20 protein-coding genes and 1 tRNA gene are annotated in these 18,991 nt (G+C 64.0%); 10 read left to right on the top strand and 11 right to left on the bottom strand.

Annotated elements, in window-relative coordinates; genetic code table 11:
• The first annotated feature begins 20 nt into the window (after nt 1-20).
• From MRY80_RS19445 to MRY80_RS19425, 5 genes are all read left to right on the top strand, one after another.
• Complete coding sequence (locus MRY80_RS19445) at nt 21-1,511, top strand: leucyl aminopeptidase (protein WP_293292724.1); 1,491 nt, start codon at nt 21-23, stop codon at nt 1,509-1,511.
• Between the two features lie 10 nt (nt 1,512-1,521).
• Nucleotides 1,522-1,974 (top strand): DNA polymerase III subunit chi, encoded by a 453-nt coding sequence (locus tag MRY80_RS19440; protein WP_293292723.1) that lies wholly within the window; start codon nt 1,522-1,524, stop codon nt 1,972-1,974.
• Nucleotides 1,971-2,624, top strand: coding sequence for a class I SAM-dependent methyltransferase (locus MRY80_RS19435; RefSeq protein ID WP_293292722.1), 654 nt, complete (start codon nt 1,971-1,973; stop codon nt 2,622-2,624). Before MRY80_RS19440 ends, MRY80_RS19435 begins: the two co-directional genes overlap by 4 nt.
• A 9-nt stretch (nt 2,625-2,633) precedes the next feature.
• Nucleotides 2,634-3,320: a hypothetical protein gene (locus MRY80_RS19430; protein WP_293292721.1), complete on the top strand. Its 687-nt coding sequence runs from the start codon at nt 2,634-2,636 to the stop codon at nt 3,318-3,320.
• A gap of 88 nt (nt 3,321-3,408) precedes the next feature.
• Nucleotides 3,409-4,218 carry a methyltransferase domain-containing protein gene (locus MRY80_RS19425; RefSeq protein ID WP_293292720.1) on the top strand — a complete coding sequence of 270 codons (810 nt, stop codon included), beginning with the start codon at nt 3,409-3,411 and terminating at the stop codon, nt 4,216-4,218.
• Nucleotides 4,219-4,231: 13 nt separating this feature from the next.
• On the opposite strand, the gene MRY80_RS19420 is transcribed toward MRY80_RS19425, so the two are convergent.
• The 5 genes from MRY80_RS19420 to MRY80_RS19400 form a co-directional block, all read right to left on the bottom strand.
• Entirely contained in the window at nt 4,232-6,121 is a 1,890-nt protein-coding gene (locus tag MRY80_RS19420; protein ID WP_293292719.1) for an ABC-F family ATP-binding cassette domain-containing protein, read from the bottom strand.
• 95 nt (nt 6,122-6,216) lie between these two features.
• The gene (locus tag MRY80_RS19415; RefSeq protein WP_293292718.1) at nt 6,217-6,774 is read right to left on the bottom strand and encodes a hypothetical protein; all 558 of its coding nucleotides are present in this window, start codon (nt 6,772-6,774) and stop codon (nt 6,217-6,219) included.
• A 350-nt stretch (nt 6,775-7,124) separates the two neighbouring features.
• Entirely contained in the window at nt 7,125-9,299 is a 2,175-nt protein-coding gene (locus MRY80_RS19410; RefSeq protein WP_293292717.1) for an adenylate/guanylate cyclase domain-containing protein, read from the bottom strand.
• An 89-nt stretch (nt 9,300-9,388) separates the two neighbouring features.
• On the bottom strand, nt 9,389-10,303 hold the full coding sequence (locus MRY80_RS19405) for a FecR domain-containing protein (RefSeq protein ID WP_293292716.1): 915 nt from the start codon (nt 10,301-10,303) through the stop codon (nt 9,389-9,391).
• A 208-nt stretch (nt 10,304-10,511) separates the two neighbouring features.
• Nucleotides 10,512-11,030 carry a DinB family protein gene (locus MRY80_RS19400; RefSeq protein WP_293292715.1) on the bottom strand — a complete coding sequence of 173 codons (519 nt, stop codon included), beginning with the start codon at nt 11,028-11,030 and terminating at the stop codon, nt 10,512-10,514.
• 137 nt (nt 11,031-11,167) lie between these two features.
• Between MRY80_RS19400 and ndk the strand changes: the two genes are divergently transcribed.
• A complete protein-coding gene (gene ndk / locus MRY80_RS19395; RefSeq protein ID WP_293292714.1) occupies nt 11,168-11,590 on the top strand; it encodes a nucleoside-diphosphate kinase in 423 nt (140 codons plus the stop codon).
• A gap of 52 nt (nt 11,591-11,642) precedes the next feature.
• Here the strand turns inward: ndk and MRY80_RS19390 are convergent, their stop codons facing one another.
• Nucleotides 11,643-12,086 (bottom strand): thioesterase family protein, encoded by a 444-nt coding sequence (locus MRY80_RS19390; protein ID WP_293292713.1) that lies wholly within the window; start codon nt 12,084-12,086, stop codon nt 11,643-11,645.
• Nucleotides 12,087-12,221: 135 nt separating this feature from the next.
• Here MRY80_RS19390 and MRY80_RS19385 point away from each other — a divergent pair, with 135 nt between their 5' ends.
• The 3 genes from MRY80_RS19385 to MRY80_RS19375 all read left to right on the top strand — a co-directional run bounded on the left by MRY80_RS19385 (nt 12,222) and on the right by MRY80_RS19375 (nt 13,489).
• On the top strand, nt 12,222-12,863 hold the full coding sequence (locus tag MRY80_RS19385; RefSeq protein WP_293292712.1) for a hemolysin III family protein: 642 nt from the start codon (nt 12,222-12,224) through the stop codon (nt 12,861-12,863).
• 66 nt (nt 12,864-12,929) lie between these two features.
• A tRNA-Ala gene (locus MRY80_RS19380) sits at nt 12,930-13,005 on the top strand.
• Nucleotides 13,006-13,129: 124 nt separating this feature from the next.
• The gene (locus tag MRY80_RS19375) at nt 13,130-13,489 is read left to right on the top strand and encodes a hypothetical protein (RefSeq protein ID WP_293292711.1); all 360 of its coding nucleotides are present in this window, start codon (nt 13,130-13,132) and stop codon (nt 13,487-13,489) included.
• A gap of 22 nt (nt 13,490-13,511) precedes the next feature.
• On the opposite strand, the gene MRY80_RS19370 is transcribed toward MRY80_RS19375, so the two are convergent.
• Both MRY80_RS19370 and MRY80_RS19365 read right to left on the bottom strand, forming a co-directional pair.
• Nucleotides 13,512-16,085: an HWE histidine kinase domain-containing protein gene (locus MRY80_RS19370; protein WP_293292710.1), complete on the bottom strand. Its 2,574-nt coding sequence runs from the start codon at nt 16,083-16,085 to the stop codon at nt 13,512-13,514.
• Nucleotides 16,057-16,734, bottom strand: a complete 678-nt coding sequence (locus MRY80_RS19365) for a biliverdin-producing heme oxygenase (RefSeq protein WP_293292709.1) — start codon at nt 16,732-16,734, stop codon at nt 16,057-16,059. The genes MRY80_RS19370 and MRY80_RS19365 overlap by 29 nt, the downstream gene beginning before the upstream one ends.
• 168 nt (nt 16,735-16,902) lie before the next feature.
• Between MRY80_RS19365 and MRY80_RS19360 the strand changes: the two genes are divergently transcribed.
• Entirely contained in the window at nt 16,903-17,619 is a 717-nt protein-coding gene (locus tag MRY80_RS19360; protein WP_293292708.1) for an outer membrane beta-barrel protein, read from the top strand.
• Nucleotides 17,620-17,670: 51 nt separating this feature from the next.
• Here the strand turns inward: MRY80_RS19360 and MRY80_RS19355 are convergent, their stop codons facing one another.
• Genes MRY80_RS19355 through pgsA form a run of 3 tightly spaced genes read right to left on the bottom strand, consistent with a single transcriptional unit; the run spans nt 17,671 to nt 18,981 of the window.
• Nucleotides 17,671-18,132: a molybdenum cofactor biosynthesis protein MoaE gene (locus MRY80_RS19355; protein ID WP_293292707.1), complete on the bottom strand. Its 462-nt coding sequence runs from the start codon at nt 18,130-18,132 to the stop codon at nt 17,671-17,673.
• A gap of 1 nt (nt 18,133) precedes the next feature.
• Entirely contained in the window at nt 18,134-18,388 is a 255-nt protein-coding gene (gene moaD, locus MRY80_RS19350; protein ID WP_293292706.1) for a molybdopterin converting factor subunit 1, read from the bottom strand.
• Nucleotides 18,385-18,981: a CDP-diacylglycerol--glycerol-3-phosphate 3-phosphatidyltransferase gene (gene pgsA, locus MRY80_RS19345; protein WP_293292705.1), complete on the bottom strand. Its 597-nt coding sequence runs from the start codon at nt 18,979-18,981 to the stop codon at nt 18,385-18,387. Before pgsA ends, moaD begins: the two co-directional genes overlap by 4 nt.
• Nucleotides 18,982-18,991: the final 10 nt, after the last annotated feature.

Genomic DNA, 18,991 nt, shown 5'->3' with positions numbered 1-18,991 from the left:
AGCAAACGCGCAGGATTTTCATGACCGTTCTTCCGACCATTTCATTTGCCAAATCCGCTGCGCCCAAGAAGGGCACGGCCGTCTTCCTCGTCGCCAAGGGCGGCAAGCCGCCGGCGCTGGCGGCCGAGATCGATCCGTCGGGCGTCATCGCCCGGGCGATGGAGGTGTCCAGCTTCGACGGCAAGGCGAAGAGCGTGGTCGACATCGTCGCTCCGGCCGGGTCTCCTGTCGATCGCATCCTGATTCTCGGCGTCGGCGAACCCGAGAAGGTCGGCGAAGGGGACTGGACCGCGCTTGGCGGCCTCCTGCGCGGCAAGACCGCGTCCGACAAGGCCGTGTCGGCGCTGCTCGAATGCGAGGGCATGGAGATCTCGCCCGAAGCGGCTGCCGGCTTCGCGCAGGGCATGCTGCTGCGTGCCTATGATTTCGACAAGTACAAGACGAAGAAGAAGGACAACGGCGACGACAAGCCGGTGGCCCAGAAAGCCACGCTGATGGTCGACAACACCGCGGCCGCCAAGAAGGCCTGGAGCGAGGCGGAAGGCGTGGCGCGGGGCATCATGCTGGCGCGCGATCTCGTCAACGAGCCGGCCAACATTCTCGGACCGGTGGAGTTTGCGGCCCGTGCCGAGGCGCTGTCGGCGCTTGGTGTCGAGATCGAGATCCTGACCGAAAAGGAAATGAAGAAGCTCGGCATGGGCGCGCTGCTCGGCGTCGCGCAGGGCTCGGTCCGTCCGCCGCGTCTCGTGGTGATGAAATGGAACGGCGGCAAGGCGAAGGACAAGCCGGTCGCCTTCATCGGCAAGGGCGTCGTCTTCGATACCGGCGGCATCTCCATCAAGCCGGCCGGCGGCATGGAGGACATGAAGGGCGACATGGGCGGCGCGGCGGCCGTCACCGGCCTGATGCATGCGCTCGCCGCGCGCAACGCCAAGGCCAATGTGATCGGCATCATCGGCCTCGTCGAGAACATGCCCGACGGCAACGCCCAGCGTCCGGGCGACATCGTCACCTCGATGTCGGGCCAGACCATCGAGGTCATCAACACCGACGCCGAGGGCCGGCTCGTGCTGTGTGACGCGCTCTGGTACTGCAAGGAGACCTATCAGCCGAAATTCATGATCAACCTGGCGACGCTCACCGGCGCGATCCTCATTGCGCTCGGCCAGAACCGCGCCGGGCTGTTCTGCAACGACGACGAACTGGCCGGCCAGATCTTCGAGTCGGGCGAGGCGACGGGCGAGAAGGTCTGGCGCATGCCGATGGGGCCGGAATACGACAAGATGATCGATTCCAAGTTTGCGGACATGAAGAATGTCGGCGGCCGCCACGCTGGGTCGATCACCGCCGCGCAGTTCCTGAAGCGTTTCGTCGGCGACGTGCCGTGGAGCCATCTCGACATTGCGGGCACGGCGATGTCGTCGCCGGCGACCGACACCAACCAGTCCTGGGGTTCGGGCTACGGCGTGCGGCTGCTCGACCGTCTCGTCGCCGACCATTACGAGGGCTGACCGCGCGGCGATGGCGGAGGTCTTCTTCTACCATCTGACCGAATCGACGCTCGACGAGGCGCTGCCGGTGCTCGTCGAGAAGTCGGTGGCGAGGGGCTGGCGCGCCGCGATCCAGTCCCGCGCCGCCGAGACGCGTGACGCGCTGGACGCGCATTTGTGGAGCTGGCGCGCCGACAGTTTCCTGCCGCACGGCCGCGACGGCGACGAGCGGCCGGCCGACCAGCCGGTCTTCCTGACGGTTTCGCCCGACAATCCCAACGGCGCGCAGATCCGCTTCCTCGTCGACGGAGCCAAACCGCCCGACGATCTCGCCGAATACGGCCGTGTGGTGCTGATGTTCGACGGCCTGAACGAAGGCGCGCTGTCGGCCGCGCGCGGCCACTGGAAGGCACTGCGCTCGGCCGGTCACGACCTGTCCTACTACCAGCAGAATTCCGGCGGCGGATGGGAGAAGAAGGCATGACGGAAGGCGCCTGTGAGGAGGAAGGCCACTCGCTTCCCGAGCGGCGTGACTTCTTCAAGGACATCTATCGGCGCGCCGACGGCGATCCGGGGCAGATCCCCTGGGCCGAGCTGGCGGCGAAAGCCAAGCTGAACGAATGGCTTATGCGTCATCCGGGCGAGGGCCGGACGGCGATCGATATCGCCTGCGGGCTGGGCGACAACGCCGAGGCGCTGGCGAAGGCAGGATACCTCACCACCGCCTTCGACCTGTCGGAGCACGCCATTCGCTGGGCGAAGAAGCGCTTTCCCGATTCTTTGGTTCATTACGAGACGGCCGACCTGTTTTCGTTGCCGCAGGCGTGGCGCGGCGCGTTCGACCTCGTCAATGAGTGCTACACGCTGCAGTCGCTGTCGCCGGACATGCTGCCCGAAACGGCCGGGGCGGTGGCGTCGCTCCTTCGTCCTGGCGGCGCGCTTCTGGTCTATGCGCGCTGGCGCGCCGACGGCCAGGAGGCCAATGGCCCGCCCTGGCCGCTGGAGGAATCGCGCCTGCATGTCTTCGCCGATCTCGGCCTCGTGCTGGAAGACGAGGAGCGATTCAAACTCGAACGTCCGGGGCGCTCGATCCCGCACAGCTTCGCCGTCTGGCGCAAGCCGGCAGGCGGCTAGGGCAGGACGATGCGTTTCCTCGGGCTGCTTCTTCTGCTTGCCGGTCTCGCCGGTGCCTTCGGCGAGCGCTTGCTCGGCCAGCCGATCGGCAAGTTCGAGATCGGCCGGTATCCGCTGCAGGTTTCGGCCAGCGGCGACCCGCTCTCCGTCACGATGCGCGCGGATGATGTGCCGGTCGAGCTCTCGCTGTGGTTCGACGTGCCGCTGGACTATTACAACTCCGGCGAAGAGCGCGTCTTCACGCTGACGGTGCGCGAAGGCGGCGACACGGTCATTTCCAAGCCCGTCTACCTGTCGCCCAAGACGGCCTATCTGCTTGACGAGGGCGGAATGCTGGTGGAGGACGCCGCCCGGTTCGACACGCTTGCCTCCGGTCAATACACCTTCCAGCTCTCCGAGGACGGTTCGGGGCAAGGCCCCGAGGGTGATGTCGAGCTGATCCTGACCGGCAATGCCGACATGCCCGCGCTCGACCTGCCGCCCATCGGCTTCACACTGATCGCCGTCGGCGGCGTGATCGTCGCTCTGTCCGGGCGCCGCAGGAGCCGTAGACCATCTCGTGCCGATGCGGAACGGGACCCTGAAAAACCACGATCCAGGACGTCCAGCATCGGCTATCGCCAGCCGGAACCCGAACCCGAGCCTGAAAAAAGCGAACCCGACATCACCTGGGGCCGCGACGGCGACAAGAGCTGACAGCAAGGCTGACCGCCTCCGCATTTGGAGTTTCCCTAGCGTAAGGTGTAGCCTGTCCCTCGTGAGCGCGCGGCGCGGGAGGGTGTGCATGCCGGATCTCTATCTCAGCATTTCCAGCCAATCCGATGACGTGATCGAGGCGGTTGCCGCTTCGATGGACAAGCGCGCGGCCGAACCCGAGATGAGACGCATATGCGCCGACTACATGCGCGCCCTGCCGCAATCGGCGGAAGTCTTGCTCGAGATCGGCTGCGGAAACGGATCGACGACGGGGCTGTTGCTTGAAAACGCGCGTCCGCGCGCATTGGTGGGCGTCGATCCGTCCGAGGGGCTGATCGAGCGCGGACGCCGCAGGTTTCGTGACGATCCGGTGGTGGAGTTCCTGGTCGGCGACGCGCTCGCCACCGGGCAGGGCGACGGCATGTTCGATGTGGTTGTGGCGCATACCGTGTTTTCGCATCTGGCCGATCCGCAGGGCGCGCTTGCGGAGGCTTGGCGCGTGCTGCGGCCGGGCGGGACGCTGGCCATCTTCGACGGGGACTATGCGACCAACACGGTGGCCCTCTTCGACGGCGACCCGCTTCAGGCGACGATGACGGCGGCGCAGCGCAATCTCATCCACGATCCCTATGTCATGCGTCGCTTGCCCGCGCTCGTTCGCGCCGCGGGCTTCGGCGCCTGCCGAACCCGGGCGCATGGCTACATGCAAACGGAAACGCCGGACTACCTGCTCAGCCTGATCGGACGAAGTGTCGACGCGGCCGCGGCAGCCGGCGAATTCGGGTCGGAACTGGCGGCGGGTCTCGCGAGCGAGGCGTCGCGCAGGGTGGCCGATGGCACGTTCTACGGCGCGATCCTCTTTGTCAGCCTGATCGCGGAAAAGCCGCTGGACGCGTGAGGCAGCGAGGGGATCAGGCCTCGGCCATCGCATCCTCGTAATCGGCCGAAAGCGTCATCCACTCGTCTTCCCAGTCGCCGACCCGGCTTTCCAGGTCGGAGCGCTTTTTCGACAATTCGACGATCTTCTGGCTGTCGGCGAGGATGGCGGGCTTCGTCATGTCGGTGTCGATGGCGGCGATCTCGTCCTGCGCCTTGCCGATCCGCTTTTCGAGCTCGTCGATCTTCTTCTTCAGCGGCGCGAACTCGGCGCGTTTCGCGGCCGCCTGCTTGCGCCGCTCCTTGGATGACTGGCCCGACTGCGTTTCGGCCGCCTGGGCGGTGTCGGCAGCTTTTTCGGGCCCCTTCAGGATGAGGCGGCGATAAGCGTCGAGATCGTCGTCATAGGGATGCACGCCGCCGTCATGGACGAGCCACAGGCGTTCGACACAGGCCTCGATCAGGTGCCGGTCGTGGCTGATGAGGATCACCGCGCCCTGATAGTCGTTGAGCGCCTCCGCCAGCGCAGCGCGGCTGTCGATGTCGAGATGGTTTGTCGGTTCGTCGAGGATCAGGAGATGCGGCGCCTCGAAGGTCACGATGCCGATCAGGAGGCGGGCGCGCTCGCCGCCGGACAGGTCCTTCGCCTTGGTGTCCATGCGGTCGCCACCGAGGCCCATCTGGGCGACGCGGGCGCGCACCTTCGATTCGGGCTGGTCCGGCATCAGCGCCTTCACATGGTCGAACGGCGTCTGTTCCGGCACCAGGTCGTCGAGCTGATGCTGCGCGAACATCGAGATCTTCAGCTTGTCGGCGCGCGAGAGCCTGCCGTCCATCACCTGCAGCCGGTCGGCGATCAGCTTGGCGAAGGTCGACTTGCCGTTGCCGTTGGCGCCCAGCAGGGCGATGCGGTCGTCATGGTCGATGCGCAGGTTGAGCCGCTTGAGGATCGGCGCGTCCTGCGCATAACCAACGCTGGCTCCTTCCATGGCAATGATCGGCGAGGCCGGCTGGCGCTCGGGCGAGGGCAGGTGGATCGGCTGCACGCCGGTGTCGATCGCCACCTCCACGGTCGCCATGCGCTCAAGCGCCTTCAGGCGGCTCTGGGCCTGCCGGGCCTTCGACGCCTTGGAGCGGAAGCGTTCGACGAAGGCTTCCATATGCTTGCGCTTGGCGGCCTGCTTCTCCGCCATCTTGGTCGCCAGCATCAGCTTCTCGGACCGCGTGCGGGCGAACTGGTCGTAATTGCCGCGGTAGAAGGTCAGCTTGCGGTTTTCGAGATGCAGGATGGCATTGGTGGTCGAATTGAGCAGGTCGCGGTCGTGGCTGATCACGATCACGGTGTGCGGGTAGCGCTGGACGTAATTCTCGAGCCACAGCGCGCCTTCCAGGTCGAGATAGTTGGTCGGTTCGTCGAGCAGCAACAGGTCGGGCGCGGAGAACAGCACCGCGGCAAGCGCGACGCGCATGCGCCAGCCGCCGGAAAAGGACGAGCAGGGGCGCTGCTGCGCCGCCGCGTCGAAACCGAGCCCGTGCAGGATGGCGCCCGCGCGGGCTTCGGCGGAATGGGCGTCGATGTCGGCGAGACGCATGTGGATCGCGGCGATGCGGTCGGGATCGGTCGCCGTCTCGGCTTCGGCCATGAGCGCCGAGCGCTCCGTGTCGGCGGCAAGAACGATTTCGAGAAGCGTCTGCTCGGTGCCCGGCGCTTCCTGCGCGACCTGGCCGATGCGCAGGCCCTTCGGCAACTCGATGCTTCCGCTTTCGGGCGCGAGGTCGCCGGTGATCATCTTGAACAGCGTCGTCTTGCCGGTGCCGTTGCGCCCGACAAGGCCGACCTTCATGCCTTCGGGCACGACGGCGCTCGCCTCCTCGAACAGCGGGCGGCCCATCATGCGGAAGGTGAGATCGGAGATTTGAAGCATGGCGGGCTTGTGGCTGAAAGCCCGGCGGGGCGCAAGGGGCCCCGAAACGCCAAACGGGCCACCCGAAGGCGGCCCGTTTCTGATGGAAGGCGATGTCAGCGCTGCAGGATCAGGCGGCACAGCTCGCGCAGTTCGCGCGGATAGGCGCTGTTGGAGACGGCAGCGTGACAGGGGCGCTTGTAGCGGGCGACCTCGCTGTCGGACATGGAGGCGACCACGCGGTTGATGTCGTCATCGCCGATGGTGCCGCCGCCACCGCCGGTTCCGCCGCCGCCGGCACCACCGCCGCCGTTCAGCAGGCCGCCGAGGCCGATCTCTATGTCGGCATCCACGCCGTCGCCGCCGCCGACGCCGGCCCCGACATTGGCGTTGGCGCTCACGCCGTTGCCGCCACCGATGGTTGCGTTGACGTCGGCATCCGCATTGACGCCATTGCCGCCGCCGATCGACGCGGTCGTGCCGACATCCGTGTTGACGCCGTTACCGCCGCCGAGCGAGGCGCCGACATCGACATCCGCACTGACACCGTTGCCGCCGCCGACCGAAACGTCTGCGTCCGCACCGAGGCTTACTTGGGAATGTGCAGGCACTGCAAAGGAAAGGGCGCTGGCGCCGATCAGGATTGCAGCAAGATTGCGGTTCATCGTCTGCATGTTCTTCTCCTTGTGTCTGGCATGCCCACCGCAAAGTCGATGCGCATGAAGAAGCAATGAGAGGGCGGCGATTTGGTTTCGTGAAAAATGGATTTACTACAACATATTGCCTAATCGCAGCAGAATCTGGCTAGCAGTATTTGTAGTGGGCGTTTCAAAATCGGACGACAACTGTAGCCTGATCGAGGTGCAGGTGGTCGGTAACAGGATGTTAACCATCAGCTTTTCTCGACATATCATATAGGTCGAGAAAAAAACTACCGTAACGTAAGATGAACTGGCCAAACCCGGTCGTTGACTTGGTTTGCGCTTCTGGTCTTCGAACGCAGCGCCGGAGTGAAGGCCGGTCGTCAGGCCGGTTTGGCATACCGGAAATCTGCAATCCGGTCGGGGATCCGGTTGTAGAACTCCAGCAGCGCCGGATCGAGATCGACGCACAGGTCCGTGCAGAGCTTCATTGCACTCTCCGCTTGCAAACTCGGTGGAGAGCCGGGAGAGGCGGACTCGAGCACGTCAAGCAATGCGCGGTGGGCTTTCGACAGGTCGCCGAAGCGGGACGACCGCGCCAACTCGGCATCGCCGACCAGAATGTGGACATCCAGCGTTTCGACGCGCCCCTTCAAGGCAATGCGGCCGGCCGGGAGGATGGCGAGGTCCGCGGCCGCTTCTCCCGTTTCTCCGGGAATGACGATCGGGTAGCCGAGTTCGCGACAGCTCGATTCCACGCGGGAGGCGACGTTGACCGTGTCGCCCACAACCGAATAGTTGAACTGACGGGCCGACCCGACATTGCCGACACAGGCCAAGCCACTGGCACAGCCGACAGCGATGTCGATCTTGGGCCGTTGCGCCATGAAGGGGGTCTCGTTGAAGGCTTTCAGCGAGTTGCGCATCGCCAGGGCGGCCAGACACGCGCGTCTCGGATGGTCCTCCAGCGCCAGGGGCGCGTTCCAGAACGCCATGACCGAGTCGCCGATGAACTTGTCGATTGTGCCCTTCTGCTCGAGTATCGCATCGGAGAGCCGGTCGAAGAGCGTGTTCAGCATCGTGACGATGTCATTCGGCTCCATCGTCTCGCTCAGCGTCGTGAAATTTCGAATGTCACAGAACAGGATCGTCAGCATCCGGGTTTCACCGCCGAGTTTCAGCTTGTAGCCTTCTTTCTCGATCTCGTTGAGCACGTCCGGCGACACGTAATGGGTGAAGGACTTGCGGATCGCGCGCTTCTCCCTGTCGGCAACGAGGAACTGGTAGGCGGTCAGCGCGCCGAAGTTCACCGCGCCGCCCAGCACAGGAAATGACGCGTCGAACAGAATTCCGTTGCGGCTGAAGAGGAGAAAGCTCCCGGCCAGAACGGACATGGCGGAAATTGCGCCCGCCGCAAGGGAGGTGAAAGCCCCGAACCGGGACATCACAATCGTCACGATCAGGCCGAGTGCCAGGAATGCCAGGATTTCCAGCCCGCCGACGAAGTCCGATCTATGCAAGAAGTCGCCGAGCAGGATCTGCTCCACGATCTGTGCATGGATCGAAACGCCCGGCACGTTCTCGCCGAGCGCTGTCGTCCTGATATCGAGCAGTCCGGCCGCAGAGGTGCCGACGAAGACGATCTGCCCCTCGACCAGAGGCCTGCTCTTCTCCGGGTTCTCCAGCACGTCCTTCGCCGACACGTAGAAGGCGGGATCGTCATGGCGGAAGCGCACCCAGAACTGCCCGTCATCCGTCGTTGGAACCTCGAATTCCCCGATTTGCAGCGATTCGGTCACTGCCTCGATATCCGGAGAACCGTTGACGAGCACGGTCGATACGCCGAGCGCGACGCGCAGCGCCTCGATGCTCAACGAGGGGAGCGGGCCCGTCGGGGTGCGCCAGAGCAACGGCACGCGCCGAATGACCCCGCCTTCGCTGAGCGGGTCCACATTGATGTTGCCGATCCCGCTCGCAGCCGCCTGCAATTCCGGCAGAAGCGGGGTGGTCGAGGACAGCGCAATCAGGCCGTCTGCCGGCGCCTGGCCGATTTGCACGAAGCCGGCCTTGTCGTATTGGAGGGCAGGGCTGCTGCTCGTCGTTGCGGCGATGCCGAACACCGTCGGCATGGTCGTGCTCGCCTCGGCGAGGCGCGTGTCGGTGTCGAAGCGGCTGAAATCGGCTCGGTCGATATCCCTCGGCAGGAGTTCGGCCACTCCGGGCTGGCTCAGCAGGTTCGCGGGCGAATAGCGATCGGGCTCGGCGAACAGGGCGTCGAACGCGACGACCGCCGCGCCCTGCGCGTTCAATTGATCGACAAGATCGGCCAGAACCGACCGCGGCCAGGGCCATTGTCCGATCGCTGCAAGGCTGTCCTCGTCGACATCGACGATGCGAACGGGAGTATCCGCGGGAGGCCTGGGATCCAGCCTCTGCAGGAAGTCGAAATAGGACATCCGCAAGCCGGCGATGGGCCATGGATCGGCCCCGCGCAGCATGGTCATCGCCAGGATCAACGACAGACCGAAAAGCAAGACGCGTTTGCGTGGGCGGTTCATGCGTTGCTCACACTGCGATCGACCACAAGAGGCTCAAAGAGTAGAAAAACGGCGCGCTGAAGCGCCGTTTCGTGAAGCCGGATTGCACATCAGTTGTTACGGTGATCGCCGCTGTTCCCGGTCTGGCCGTCGCTGTTGCCGCCGCCTCGTCCTGCGCTGTTGCCGCCGGCTGCACCGGAATTGCCGGGACTGCCGGTGGGGGTTGTCGCGGGCGTTCCCGCCGGTGTCGTTGCCGGCTGTGTTCCCGCGGGCGCCGAGACGGGGGCGGGTCCATTGACGCCCTGAACGCTGCCGCCTGACTTCGAGGCTATGCTGACGGCCAGCTTCGTGTAGCGGCTGCATGAACCGGTGCGCGTGCGAAACGCGCTCATCAGGGACTTCTGTGAGAACAGGTAGGGAAAGCCGTCGCTGATGCGCTTGGCGCCTTCTTCTCGCGTTTCGGGCGTGCCCACTCTGCCACGTCGATCGGCATAGGCGAGGTTGCAGCCGCGATTGACCCGCTTGCATTCTCCCGAGCGGCCACAGAATCTGACCGAGCCGTAGAGGACGGCGAGATCGGTTTCGCGCTTGCCATTCACCGAGAAGTCGAAAGTCGTGCCCCGCACGCCCATGGTCGCGGTCGGTGTCCGGATTTCGTAGGCGGACTTGCTGCTTCGGCCGGTGATGAAGCGGAAACTCCCCTTGACCGCCGTCACCGCGAAGCGGTTCGCGGATCGGCCCGATTTCATCAGGATTTCTTCGACGATCAGTCGCGAATTCGGGCCGACGACGATGCGTGTCTGATCATCGAACAGCAACTGTACCTGGCCTGACCGCTGAGTCTCGATAACGTCTCCCTGAGAAAACCTGTTGCCCGAGACGATGATCCGGGCCGAGCCCGAGACCTTGACGTAGGATGTCTGGTCCACATCCATCGCAGTAGCCAGTTCCCTGGCATCAATGCTTGACGAGTAAAATGAAAATGCGCCCGCAAGGGCAAACCCCATGATGGTAAGAATACGCACAGCGCCCGTCCCAGATCAAAATGATTGCCCCGGATAGGACTATGCGGCCCGGTTGGGGCTATTACAACGTGCATTATTCTGTAATTCGCGGGAAAATCAGGCTTTTGGCATGCTTGTGTCTGGCGTTGCCGCCCGATTTGCCAGCGTGAAACGGGGCCGCCGAGCGGTCTTCAATGCGTTCTGACTGTTCCGGCGTCGATCTGCGCGTTCAGGTGAACGGGCTGCCTTCCTCCGTGCGCAGGAAGTAGATCAGGTCCAGCGACGGAGGCTCGTGGCCGAGCACCGACAGGATCATGTGCGCATGGCCGCGGTGATGCGTCTGGTGATTGAAGAAGTGGGCCAGCGCCGGCGACAGCGCCTGGGTCACCTCCTTCGGGGAAGTAACCGGCACATAGGAAAACAGCCCGGCAAGCGTTTCCTCGCTCAGTGTTTCGACCCAGTCCACGATCCGCTCGTCCATCCGGCCACGCTCGGTCCGCAACGCGCCGAACTGCGGATGCGGCAGATCCGCGAGCACCCTGTGCGTCTCGCCGGTGCCGGTGAAGCGATGCATCCAGATGCGGTCGGCGACGAGGATGTGGTTGAGCGTGCCGCACATCGAGCCGAAATAGGCGCCGACGTCGCGGTCCCATTCTTCTTCCGAGAGCAACTCGGCGGCGTCGAAAAGCCGGCCGTTGGCCCAGCGATTATAGGCTGCGAACATCCGGTAATGCGTGCGTCCGTCCATGCTTCCAACTCCCCGTTTCGGTGATGCGATGCCCGGCAGTCCGCGGCGTCGCGCGCCCCTTGGCAAGCGCCATGCGGGCGGCTATAGACCGCGCGAATTTCAAATTCTCCCCCAATCACGACCAAGAGGACAGTCCCATGGCCATCGAGCGCACCTTTTCCATGATCAAGCCGGACGCCACCGCGCGCAACCTGACCGGCGCGATCACCCAGATGCTTGAGGAGGCCGGCCTGCGCGTCGTCGCTTCCAAGCGCGTCTGGATGAGCCAGCGCCAGGCGGAAGCTTTCTACGCCGTTCACAAGGAACGCCCCTTCTTCGGCGAACTGACCGAGTTCATGTCGTCCGGCCCGACCGTCGTTCAGGTTCTGGAAGGCGAGAACGCCATTGCCAAGAACCGTGAAGTCATGGGCGCGACCAACCCGGCCGACGCCGCCGAGGGCACGATCCGCAAGGCTTTCGCCAACTCCATCGGCGAAAACTCCGTCCACGGCTCCGACGCTCCGGAAACGGCTGCCGAGGAAATCGCGTTCTGGTTCGCCGGCTGCGACATCGTCGGCTAAGTCTGCATCCAGACTTCGAATTTCTAGAAACCGGGCCTCGCGCCCGGTTTTTTCATGCGCCCTCGGCGAGCCGGATGGTCTCCAGGAAGGCGCGGGCATGGTCGGGCAGGGGCTGCGACTTGCGGGTCGTCGAATTCGTGCAGACGACGGTGCCTTCGGCCGTCGAGCGGCAGGTTCCGTCCTTGAAGATCGCATGGCGAAGGCTGACCGAGGAATTGCCGATCCGCGTCACGGCCGTGCCGATGGTCACGTCGCCGGGCCACGTCATCTCGGCCAGGAAGTCGATGGTGATCCGCACGAGCGAGAAGTGGCAACCCGCCGGCGGCATCGCCTGCGCAGGGTCGTAGAGGACGGAGACGCGCCCGGCCTCGTACATCGTCGAATAGACCGCATTGTTCACATGACCCTCCTGGTCATGATCGGCGTAGCGCAGCGTATGCACAGTCAGCGCGGGAAACATGTCGATCGTGGGCAGCGCGGTCTTGTCGTTGTTCATGGCGGTCTCCGTTCGTCCTGGCAGGCGCCCCATAGCCGATATCCGGAGCTGCGACAAAACAGCCGTCCGGTTGCCTTGTCACGGCAATGCTGCAATCCTCGCACAGGAATCGCCGGAAAGTGTCGAAGGGGCCAGATGCCTTATCCGGAATATACGCGCGCCGAACGCATCGCCGATGGCGTCATTCACGTCATCGGAATAGCCGCGAGCGTGATCGCGGTCGCTGTCGTCCTCGTCCTCGCCATTCCGACGCTCGACATTCCCAACAGCACTTCGCTCGTCATCTACGGTGTCACGGTCGTGACGCTGTTCAGCGTGTCCGCTGCCTATCACATGGTCAGCGATGCGGGCTGGAAACCGGTCCTGCGCCGCTTCGACCAGGCGGCGATCTTCCTGAAGATCGCGGGAACCTACACGCCGCTCGTCGTCCTGATCGGCAGCGCCTTCGCCTATGGCGTGCTTGCGTTCGTCTGGGCGGCCGCCGTGCTCGGCGCTGTCGCCAAGCTCCTGATGCGCCGCAAGCTCGAGGGCGTCACCGTCGCGATCTTCCTCGTGCTCGGCTGGGCCAGCCTGACGCTCGCCTGGCCGATCTTCGACCGACTGCCGGGCGTCGTCTCCGCGCTCATCCTGTCGGGTGGCCTGCTCTATTCCGTGGGAGTCGTGTTCCATCAATGGAACAGCCTGAAATACCAGAATGCGATCTGGCACGCTTTCGTCCTGGCGGCGTCCGGTTGCCACTTCACGGCGGTCACGGCGGGCGCTTTCTCGGCCGCCTGAGCGAAAAAACCGTCACACCCTCTGGACAAATGCGTTTCTGTCGATCAGTGATCTGCAGAATTGAATGGGGTCGTAGCTCAGTTGGGAGAGCGCGTCGTTCGCAATGACGAGGTCGTCGGTTCGATCCCGATCGACTCCACCAATTATCCGCCTGTCCAAGCCGTCTGTCGGCCTGCTGAAACGAGGTTTCCCGGGCAGATTACGGGGGCGACAGATTTTTTCGCTTCACCGTGCAACCAAAGCGGCGCTTCCGCATTTTGGATTTCATGAGCGTTTCTGTTACCCCCAGCACCATCCTTCTGCTTGACGATGACCCGATCATTGCAATGGACGCGGCGATGGAGATCGAAGACCATGGCCACAAGTGCCATATTGCCTACGATCTCGCCTCCGCATTCGATCTCTTGAACGAAGTCAATCCGGACGCGGCCCTGCTCGATTTCGATCTGGGCGGTCACACGAGCCTTCCGATCGCGGTCGAACTGCACGAGCAGGGTCTTCCGTTTGCGTTCGTGACGGGTCGCGAGGTCGGCGAACTATCAAGCAAGCTCGGCACTACGCCGCAGGTCTTCACCAAGCCGGTGAATTACGCCGACGTTGCGCGCCATCTGCTGATGGCCGCCTGACGCCACACCTTTTTCGGTCTGATCAGTCCGCCTTCGCGCGCTCCAGCGCGATGGCGACGGCCTTGCGCATTCCCTCGAAGTCATACGGTTTCGCGAGGATCGGGACATCGCTCAGATGCTCGGGCATGACGGCGTTCTCGCCATAGCCGGACGCGAAGATGAAGGGCGTGCCCGCTTCGTGCAGTTTCTCCGCGATCGGGATGCTGAGATCCGCGCCGAGATTGATGTCCAGCACCGCGAAATCCACCGATCCTTCGTCGAGCGCCATCAGGCCCGTGCTGACAGTGCCGCATGCGGTGACGCGCGCGAAGCCCATGCTCCGCAGGATGTCCTCGGCGTCCATCGCGATGATGAGATTGTCCTCGGCAAGCAGCGCATGCTGCGGGATCGCGGGCATTTCGTGATCCACGTCGTTCGATGCGGGTTCCTCGAAGACGCTTTCCGGCATGGGGTCGCCCTCCCGGACATGGGTCGCGGGGATGCGGATCCGCGCCTTCACGCCGGTGACGGGATAGTCGATTTCCGATTCGCCTTGCAGTTCGAACGGGATGGACCGCTCGATGATCGTCGTTCCGAACCCGCGGCGGGTCGGCTTGGTGACCGGCGGTCCGTCCATTTCGGTCCAGAAGAGGTCCAGCGCTCCGTCCGGCAGGCGCGTCAGGTTCACCCGCACCGTGCCGCTGCGATCGGCGAGGGCGCCGTATTTGGCGGAGTTCGTCATCAGTTCGTGGACGACGAGCGCGACCGTCGAATAGGCCGTCGGGGTCAGCATCACCTCGTCACCCTCGATGATCACGCGGTCCGACTTGTCCAGAAGATAGCCGGCCGCTTCAGTGCGAATCAGTTGCTTGACCGGGGCAGGCAGCCAGTTTTCCTTGGTGATCTGGTCGTGGGCGCGCGCCAGGGCGTGGATTCGGCTGTCCAGAACCTTGGCGAATTCGGCCGTGGAGATATCCGTTGCCGAGGTCTGCGAGATCAGGCTTCGGACCAGTCCGAGAATGTTGCGGACGCGGTGATTAAGTTCGGCGATGAGAAGTTCCTGCTTCTCGGACGCCTTCCTGCGCTCCTCGGCTGCCTCGTCGGCCATGCGCAGCACGACCTCGAGCATCGTGATGCGCAGCTGTTCGGCGGCCTTGATCTGGGTGCGCGACCATTCCTCGCTCTGCCCCTCGACCTCCTCGCGCCAGGCCTCGAAGCTCTTGCGCGGAGTGAGGCGGATGCCGTTCGGACCGAGTTGCGCCGGTTTCTCCGGATCGCCGGCCCAGGTCACGACGCGCTTCAGTTCCGGACGGAAGAAGATCACGTAGTCGCGGGGCGCCTTCGAGATCGGAATGGCGACCAGACCGGCGGCGTCCTCCTTGTAGGCCGTCGCTTCCGGCAGAAGCGTCCGGATCTCGTTTGTCGCGAACACCTGGCCCGCGGGCAGCGTGTTGAGACGCTTGGCGATCGCACGCACGTCCTCGTTCGACGGGCGCAGCCCGACACCGGTGACGGCGCCGTTGGCAAGAACCGCCATGCCGTCCGCCTGCATCAGCGCGAGCGCGGATTCGTAGTTGGCGGCAAAGAGTTCGTTCACCGACGAGGAAGCCGCGGCGGAGCGCGAGACCGCGTTGATCAGTTCGCTGGTGCTTTCGAGGGCGGCCGTGTCGTCGCGTGAAAGCCGGCCCTCGAGCAAGAGCGAGAGCATCTGGCCGAAGAGCAGGATCGCGTTGCGCTGCGCCTGCGGCAGGATCTTGGACCTGCGATGGTGGCAGGCGATGAGGCCCCAGAGTTTGCCCTCGATGATCAGCGAGATCGACATCGACGCGCCGACCGGCATGTTGCGCAGATATTCGAGGTGGATCGACGAAACCGACCGCAGGATCGAGTTGGAGAGGTCGAGGACCCCGTCGGGGCCCGGCCCGGGTAGGATCTCGACGCCGTCGTCATAGGTGTCGGCGATCACGCGGATCGGGTTCTTGACGTAGAGCGTGCGGGCCTGAGCCGGAATGTCGGACGCCGGATAGCGCAGGCCGAGAAACGGCTTGAGGCCGGAGGCATGCCATTCGGCGACGACTTCGCCGCTCTGGTCCGGTGCGAAGCGATAGGCCATGACCCTGTCGAAGCCGGTCAGGGCCGCCGCGAAGCGGACCGCGAATTTGAGGATGCCGGTGACGTCGTTCAGCCGGGCGATGCGGTTCATCGCCTGCTGCACGTCGCCGACATAGCGCTCGGCGCTGCCATCCGCCGACGGGCGCTCGAATTCGAGGACGATGTGGTTGCTGGCGATGTGGACGGTGGCGTCGTAGAGGCTCTTGTCCCCGAGGCCGACCGAAACATTGTGCACGATCTCGGGCAGGGCGCCGGAGCGCATGTTCTGCAGCTTGTTGCGGATCGAGTGGATGGACTCGCGTGACAGGAACGTGGTCGCCGCTTCGCCGATGAGGCTCTCCGGCTCGCCGCCGAGATATTCCGACGCGTTGGCCGAGATATGCGACACGATCCAGTCGGAGGTCAGCGCGACGAGAAAACCGAAACGCTGCACCTTGCCGAGCAGGTGGATCGGCTCGCGGTCGCAGTTGGTCAGGTCAACTTGTGGTTTGGTATTCTGGTTCATAGGGCGAGAAACACGCCTCCGCTGTCACTAGGTATTGTCGAAAGAGCGCGACCGCGCTGTCGCGCATGTCAACAAGGTCGTCCGGCGACCACTGCGTGCTTTGAAGCCAGTTCAGGTAGCTCTGCCAAAAACCGCAATTCTCCCCGTGGCTGAGAAAATCGGTTGGATAGCTGGCGCCTGATTTCGCAAGTCGACGACGAATGACTGTCGCCCCGAGACGAGAGCCCTCGAGCACGTATAATAGACCTGCAACCGCACCGGGCGAATTTAAAAAAGACATAGGAGCGGCGCTTGCCGGCGCCAGTTCGAGCGCCCGGATGTCGTTTTCGAGCGCCGACGTGCGCATCCGCTCCTCGAACCGGGGCAGATCGACGAGGTGACGGCTGCGAAGCAGGAACGCCTCCGTGCCGGGAACGACGGCTGCATGCGACATGAGCATCGCGCCGTAGCCGCACGGAGTGGTTATTCTGTCCATGCTGAAAAGGGAGTCGACTTGCCTGTGCAGCGAAGCGGTCGCCTCGATCAGTCCGTCTCGAATGGAATGCAAAAAATAGACCTGACGTAAGGGTAGGAAAAAGAGCTCTAGCCCATAAACGCAGCAACATGCGATTTGGTTCCCGCGCTGCACAAATTTTTCGAGCGCGGGCATCCACGAGTGCTGTGCTTGTCCTCGCGCCGCTCGCCCGACGGACCCGGCTGGATGCCTTGCCTGTGGCGAGAGGGCAAAAGTCGGCCCGGCGTCCTTGCGCGCTGAAAAAGGTTAATCCTATAGTAACATTTCGCATATTCCGGGGGGATTCTTTCATTGAAAGCTAATATGACACATTTGAACCTATCCATTTTCGCCGTTCCGGTCCTTCTTGCGTCCGTGGTTTCAGCTTCGGCTGAAGACCTCGACGGTTCTGCCTCCGCGCAGAACTGGGAGGGCCTCTATGGCGGTGTCCAGATCGGCTATTCGGCCGGCAATACGTCGTCGACGGCCAAGGGAGAGCGGATCGTCCAGATCATCGGCGCGCTGTCGATCTCCGAGTCCGACTACGATTCCAATCCGGACGGCGTGTTCGGGGGCATTCAGGCCGGCTACAATGTCCAGGTCGGATCGAATCTCGTTCTCGGCATCGAGGCAGGCATCAATGCCGGCGAGATTGCCGACGTCTATGCCGATCCGGCCGCGCCGAGCCCTGACGACACGATCTCCAGCCAGATCGACTGGCAGGCGTCGGTCCGCGGGCGTGCAGGCGTGACCGTGGGCGACACGCTGTTGTTCGGAACCGGGGGCATGGCATGGGGCAAGGCGAGCATCTCAATGACCGCTCCGCTTCTGCCCGACGAGAGCACGACCCTCACGGGCTGGGTGGTCGGCGCCGGCACTGAGCATATGGTGTCGGAGCATACGAGCCTGAAGCTCGAATATCTCTACACCTCCTATCAGGACCACACCTGGTTTCCCGACGACGTCGACGGGAGGAATTATGCGCTCGAGGCCGCGGTCGAGACGCACAACGTTAATGTGGGGCTGAACTACCACTTCTAAACGGGCTCTGCCGGCGACAGTCTACCGTGTGACGAGGCTTGGGCCGGTTGCTTACCAGCGCTCGGCCGCTTCGTCGTCGGCGTCTTTCGCCGCGACCCAGCCGCCTCCGCCGCTGTCCTTCAGTTGTTCCTTCTTCCAGAAGGGCGCGCGGGTCTTCAGGAAATCCATCAGGAAGTCGGCCGCCTCGAAGGCCGCCTGGCGGTGCGCCGAGGCCGTGACGACGAGCACGATGTTTTCGCCTGGCGCGATGCGCCCGTGGCGGTGGATCACGGTCAGGCCGGCCAGCGGCCAGCGTTCCAGCGCCTGATGGGCGATGCGCCCGATCTCGGCCTCGGCCATGCCGGGATAATGTTCCAGTTCAAGCGCCGCGAGCGTGCCGCCTTCGTCGCGGCACAGGCCGGTGAACGTGACGACGGCGCCGACATCCGCCCGGCCTTGCGCGAGGCGTGCGCTCTCCGCGGCAATGTCGAAATCCTCGGCCTGCACGCGGATGACGGGTTCGACGCCTGTCATCTCACCCACCGGTCATCGGCGGGAATAGGGCGATTTCGCGCGGCGCGCCCAGGGCCTCGTCGTGATCGACATGTTCCTGGTCGACGGCGATGCGAATGGCGTTGTCCATCGCGAGCGCGGCCTCGTAGTTCTCGCCGCGCGTCTTCATCCATGCCAGCAGGTCCGCGCCGGTCTTCACGCCGTCGGGCAGCTCGACCTCTTCCTCGGTGACGCCGATGCGTTCGCGCACCCATGCGAAATAGACGAGCTTGGTCATGGTCGGCTGTCGTCCTCGATCACGTGTTTGAGCCCGGTGCGGAAATAGTCCCAGCCGGTGTAGAGCGTCACCAGCGCGGAGAGCCAGAGCAGAATGTGGCCGGTCTCGGTCACATAGGGCACGATCTTGTCGCCGGCCGGCCCGGCAAGCAGGAAGGCGATGGCGACGAGCTGCATGGCCGTCTTCCATTTCGCGAGCCACGTGACCGGCACTGAGACCTCAAGCGAGGCGAGGTATTCACGCAGGCCGGAAACGAGGATCTCGCGACACAGGATGATAACCGCGGCCCACAGGCTCCAGTTCTTCAGCGAGCCTTCGGCGGCGAGCAGCAAGAGGGCGACTGAAACGACCAGCTTGTCGGCGATCGGGTCAAGCATGCGGCCGATATTCGACGTCTGCTTCCACTTGCGCGCAAGATAGCCGTCGAAGAAGTCGGTGATGCTGGCGGTGATGAAGATGCCGAGCGACAGCCAGCGGGCGAAATCGCTCGATTGCAGCCGGCCTTCCAGGAAGAAGCACAGCACGATCAGCGGCACCGCGAGAATGCGGGCATAGGTGAGGATGTTCGGCAGGTTGTAGGCGCTACGGGGCATGATTCAGTGA

The sequence above is a fragment of the Oricola sp. genome, assembly GCF_022763245.1.
In the GTDB taxonomy this organism is placed as follows: Bacteria; Pseudomonadota; Alphaproteobacteria; order Rhizobiales; family Rhizobiaceae; genus Oricola.
Note: the sequence above shows the minus strand (reverse complement) of the source record. Positions and strands in the feature narration are given on the sequence as shown.